This is a genomic window from Bacillus cereus group sp. BfR-BA-01355 (assembly GCF_022663675.1).
GTDB lineage: Bacteria > Bacillota > Bacilli > Bacillales > Bacillaceae_G > Bacillus_A > Bacillus_A thuringiensis_S.
Genome location: NZ_JAKUFY010000205.1, coordinates 1 through 4,506 on the forward strand (window position 1 = coordinate 1; position 4,506 = coordinate 4,506).

Genomic DNA, 4,506 nt, shown 5'->3' on the forward strand with positions numbered 1-4,506 from the left:
TCTTCATCTTCTTCATCTTCGTCTTCGTCATCTTCGTCTTCTTCATCTTCTTCATCTTCGTCTTCTTCATCTTCGTCTTCTTCTTCGTCTTCTTAGTCTTCTTCTTCGTTTTCTTCTTAGTTTTCTTCTTCCTCTTCTTCTTCTTCTTCTTCGTTTTCTTCTTCGTTTTCTTCTTCGTTTTCTTCTTCCTCATCTTCTTCCTCGTCTGTAAAGATAACTTCTGTTTCATCAACATATTGAATTTCAACCTCTACACCATTATGTGTACCAGATTGAATTATTTCAGTTAGAGCTTTTAGAACTTCCTGTAAATCACCATCTGAATTAACACTAAAGCCATTCTCAACATCTAATTTTATTTTTGCTCTTTTCACATCAGCCATTTACCTAACTCCTTCAATATATTTTTATATATACTATGTTGAAAGAATATGAAAAGATTAATCTATTTGCGGAAATTTCATTATTCATTTTCCGTAGCGTTCTTTACTAAATTTGCTATCCACGGGCTTTTTAATGGATGATCGGGAGTAATAATTTTGACTTTTACTTTCGGCTTTTCTATTTGAGTTGGAACGGCCTCATTTTTTTCCGGTTTTTGTTCTTCTATTTCTATTGCATTTTGAGTCTCTTCATCTTTTACTTCATCAATTATTGTAGTTTTTTGTGGAGATTTCTCTTCTAAATCTAGCAATCCGATTTTGGGTAACTCTTCTAATTCTACTTCCTCAATAATCGCTAAATTCTCTAGTACCGAAGATTCATTTAGTACAATATTTTTTTGCTGCTCATACTCTGACAATTCCCATCCCATTGGCCCTGGTGGAGAAAACACAAATTTCTCTAAATCTAAAATAGGGATTACTATCTCTTCTTGTTCTGAATTCATTTTATTTCCCTCCACTATTGCTCTTGATTTCGTGATAGATATCAGAAAAACTTTGTAAAAATTCTTCCTTAGAGTCTTCAAGTGCAATAATATTTTGCAATGCCCAAATATACTTTTCATCAGACCAAGAACGCTTTTGTCCTAAATAGTATTTATGTGCAATTGCACAGAATAAGTGAGGGAACGATAAATCAGTCCAAAGAACACGAAATTGTTTTTCTGATAAGGAATTTTCCGAATTATATGCACTTAACATATGAATTGCTAAATTAGTATCCCAAACTGACATTTTTTTCATCACTTTATTTAAAATGATACGTAGGTCCCTCACAGGTAAATCATTTGTAATAGAATGTAGCTCTTTCATAAACACAGCATCATCTATTTCTGCAAACCTTGCTAAAGTAAAATCTTGCTGACAAAAACTATTAGATGCAATAACTTCTTTTGTCCATTGGTCATAATATGGATCATCTATTTCTTGTAATGCTCTCTTACCACGTGCTAACATCTTATCGACGTACTCTAAAAACATCGTTGAAAATACATCATCTGGAAAGGAGAGTGCAATTCTTTTGTTTCCTTCTAATTCTTGTAATTTCCATCTGTATAATTTATGCCATTTTCCTAATCGACTCCGAATTTTACTTTCTTGCATCGGAATATACCCTTCTGATGCTTGATGAAATTTACCTGCATATATGAGTACCTTTTCTAATTGTTCTTTATTATAATATATGACTTCTTTCCCTTGATGCTTATCATATAGCACATACGCATACCCATCAGATCCGATACAAAAGCCCCCTCTTTTTGTTTTATGAATGTTTGTAATTGGTAATCCATTTTGCAGGAGATGTAAATGTGCTCCAGCAATAAATAGCATCCTTTTGGGGTGCATATGTGCTTGCTTTAATATTTTTAATCCTTCTTCTGTTTCAACTTCCCACATTGTTCTCCCACTTCTGCTCGATTGTAAAATGATATTACTTACTTCAAATGGATAAAAGCTAAGGACCTTTTTTAAATGTTCACTCTCTAATCCAGTTGTTTCTTCCAACTTTCATCACCCTCCTCTTAAATTTTATAAAACTTCCCCATACACTTTCATTAAATCCATAGCGACTCGGTTCCAATTAAATTCTTTTTCGACCTTCGCACGTCCATATTTCCCTATCTGTTTTCTTTTATTTTCGTTATTTAATAGATTAATTATTTTTTCTGCATATGCATCAGGATTCTCAAAGTCATTGACAATATATCCATTTTTTCCTTCTTCAATAACTTCAGGGTTACCGCCTCGATTACTTGTGATAATTGGTAAACCCGCTGCCATTGCTTCGTAATGCACCCTAGCAAGAGGCTCTTGCCACTGTGAAGAGCAAACAAAAATATCTGACATAGCATAAAGTGTTGAAATATCCTTTGGCTTAACAAATTTAATAAAGACTACATGTTCTGGAAACATTGCACCTAAAGTATATAAATGTTTTACATAATTATTTACATTGTTATCTCCAAACCATTTTGAACCAATAAAAACCATTACAATGTCTGGATTCTTCTCAATTATTTTAGGAAGAGCTTGTAGCAAAATATGAGGACCTTTTACTTTGCTCAAGCGTCCAACAAACAAAACTATTTTTTTATTTTGCAAATTTAACTGTTTTTGAACATGATTTTTAACTTTTGTACCATTCGCGGTCCACGAAGGATAATATTCATTTACATCTACACCAGAATATACTGTTCTTGTCTTTACTTTTGCAGTTTGAAAGCGCGAGGTAATTGTTTTTCCAATATAATCACTAACTGTTACAATTTTGGAAACAGCGGCAATACACGCTTCGCCCTCTTTATCACTTATCTTTTCGTATGCAAACATTTCATTATGCACACTTAACACGAATTTGGTCTGTGGTGCTGCCTCACGTAAAATTGTAATCCAATTGGGACGATTACATAAATGAACCACATCATATTTTTCCTGTTTCAAATGTTTAATAACATAAGGCAGATACTCCTCTTCTGGAAAACGTATATACCTTACACCCTTGTTTTTTTCTTCTGATTTTAAATTAGGATCTGTTATAGAAATAACTGTCACATTTTTTCCATTTGAAGCAATAATGGAAGCAACAGAATCTATATAAATTTGAATAGCTCCACCCCGTACAGCTGGTACAGGTAGCTTTTCAGTGGATATTATCGCAATTTTCATTAAATCGCCTCCCTGTTTCATAAAATAAAACTTTCTTCATATGTTACGAAAGAACCCTTATATTTGTGAGTTATCAAGCATTATTTCATCTTTTATAATTGAATTTGGTAAATAGTACTTTTTCTTCTTAAAGGCAAATGGCTAGAGCAAAAATGGTCATGTACCATACAGTAATAAGAGAGTATAAAAGGATGGTGGTATATGTGGAGAATCATAATGAAGAAGCGGTGTATACATTATCGCCCGAAGAGGAGCAAAAATTAGTTGCATTGGCAGAGACAATGATTCAACATTGGGACATTCAAGCGACTACAATTGAATTAATACAGGGTGGACAACTAGCCTTAGTATGGAAAATTCATACTGCAGATGGACCATTTTGCTTAAAGAGAATTCATCGCCCTGAAAAAAAGGCTTTATTTTCTATTCACGCTCAAGATTATCTTGCCAAAAAAGGCATGCGTGTACCGAGCATAATTCCAAGCAAAGTGAATCAGTTATATACAAAACACGGTCCATTTTTATTTGTTGTTTATGATTGGATTGAGGGAAGACCATTTGAGCTTACAATGCAAGAGGACCTTGAAATGATTATGAAAGGGTTAGCAGATTTTCATGTAGCTTCTATTGGCTACAAACCGCCACCAGGCATACCTATCTTTACAAAACTGGGACGTTGGCCCAATCATTATATTAAAAGATTTCAACAGATGGAGATTTGGAAAAATTTATCCGCAACTATGCCGGATGACCCATTTTCACAATTGTACTTGACTGAAATTGATGCTTTCATTTCAGAAGCAAAACACACACACCAAAGACTATTGGAATCTGAATATACAAAATGGACTGATGAATTACAAGAATTCCCTAATTTATGTCATCAAGATTATGGAACAGGAAATTCCTTATTAGATCCAAGTAATCAAATTTGGGTAATTGATTTAGATACAGTTTCTTACGACCTTCCTATTCGAGACTTGCGTAAAATGATTATACCCCTACTAGATACAACTGGTGTTTGGAATGAAAACCAATTTCAAATTATGATTAACGCATATGAGTCAGTTTCCCCTTTAACAGCTGAGCAGAAGAAAATTATGTTTATTGATATGTTATTTCCTTACGAATTGTATGATGTGATTCGTGAAAAATACGTCAGAAAATCACCATTACTTGCTGAAGAACTTGCTGGAGCTATGGAATATGAAAGAATAAAGTCAAAAGCTTTAAATATGTTAATAGAGGAATTTTAAATCTAAATAAAAATCCACACTTAACTAGACTCCTATACTCACACCATCCTTTCTAGACGAGCATAAGATATACTGACGAACGAAAGGGGGTAATTTTATGGGTTTTGGTTTTGGTGGAGGTTGTGATTTCAATAGATGTG

General features: G+C 33.6%; 6 protein-coding genes. 1 reads left to right on the plus strand and 5 read right to left on the minus strand.

The window, feature by feature from the left end; all coding sequences use genetic code 11:
* From MR167_RS30550 to MR167_RS30570, 5 genes are all read right to left on the minus strand, one after another.
* A partial coding sequence (locus MR167_RS30550) for a hypothetical protein (RefSeq protein WP_242316175.1) occupies positions 1-193 on the minus strand: 193 nt, incomplete at its 3' end.
* A complete protein-coding gene (locus MR167_RS30555; protein ID WP_242316176.1) occupies positions 117-383 on the minus strand; it encodes a hypothetical protein in 267 nt (88 codons plus the stop codon). The genes MR167_RS30550 and MR167_RS30555, both read right to left, overlap by 77 nt.
* An 80-nt stretch (positions 384-463) precedes the next feature.
* Positions 464-889 carry a hypothetical protein gene (locus tag MR167_RS30560; protein WP_242316177.1) on the minus strand — a complete coding sequence of 142 codons (426 nt, stop codon included), beginning with the start codon at positions 887-889 and terminating at the stop codon, positions 464-466.
* A 1-nt stretch (position 890) separates the two neighbouring features.
* Positions 891-1,949: a spore coat putative kinase CotS gene (cotS, locus tag MR167_RS30565; protein WP_242316178.1), complete on the minus strand. Its 1,059-nt coding sequence runs from the start codon at positions 1,947-1,949 to the stop codon at positions 891-893.
* 24 nt (positions 1,950-1,973) lie between these two features.
* Positions 1,974-3,110, minus strand: a complete 1,137-nt coding sequence (locus MR167_RS30570; protein ID WP_242316179.1) for a glycosyltransferase family 4 protein — start codon at positions 3,108-3,110, stop codon at positions 1,974-1,976.
* A gap of 152 nt (positions 3,111-3,262) precedes the next feature.
* On the opposite strand from MR167_RS30570, the gene MR167_RS30575 reads away from it, so the two are divergent.
* A complete protein-coding gene (locus MR167_RS30575) occupies positions 3,263-4,366 on the plus strand; it encodes a CotS family spore coat protein (RefSeq protein WP_276575834.1) in 1,104 nt (367 codons plus the stop codon).
* Positions 4,367-4,506: the final 140 nt, after the last annotated feature.

Bases quoted from the DNA above. Each gene is read 5' to 3' on its own strand.
- MR167_RS30555 (WP_242316176.1), bottom strand. From the start codon at position 383: ATGGCTGATGTGAAAAGAGCAAAAATAAAATTAGATGTTGAGAATGGC.
- MR167_RS30575 (WP_276575834.1), top strand. From the start codon at position 3,263: ATGGTCATGTACCATACAGTAATAAGAGAGTATAAAAGGATGGTGGTA.
- MR167_RS30560 (WP_242316177.1), bottom strand. From the start codon at position 889: ATGAATTCAGAACAAGAAGAGATAGTAATCCCTATTTTAGATTTAGAG.
- MR167_RS30570 (WP_242316179.1), bottom strand. From the start codon at position 3,110: ATGAAAATTGCGATAATATCCACTGAAAAGCTACCTGTACCAGCTGTA.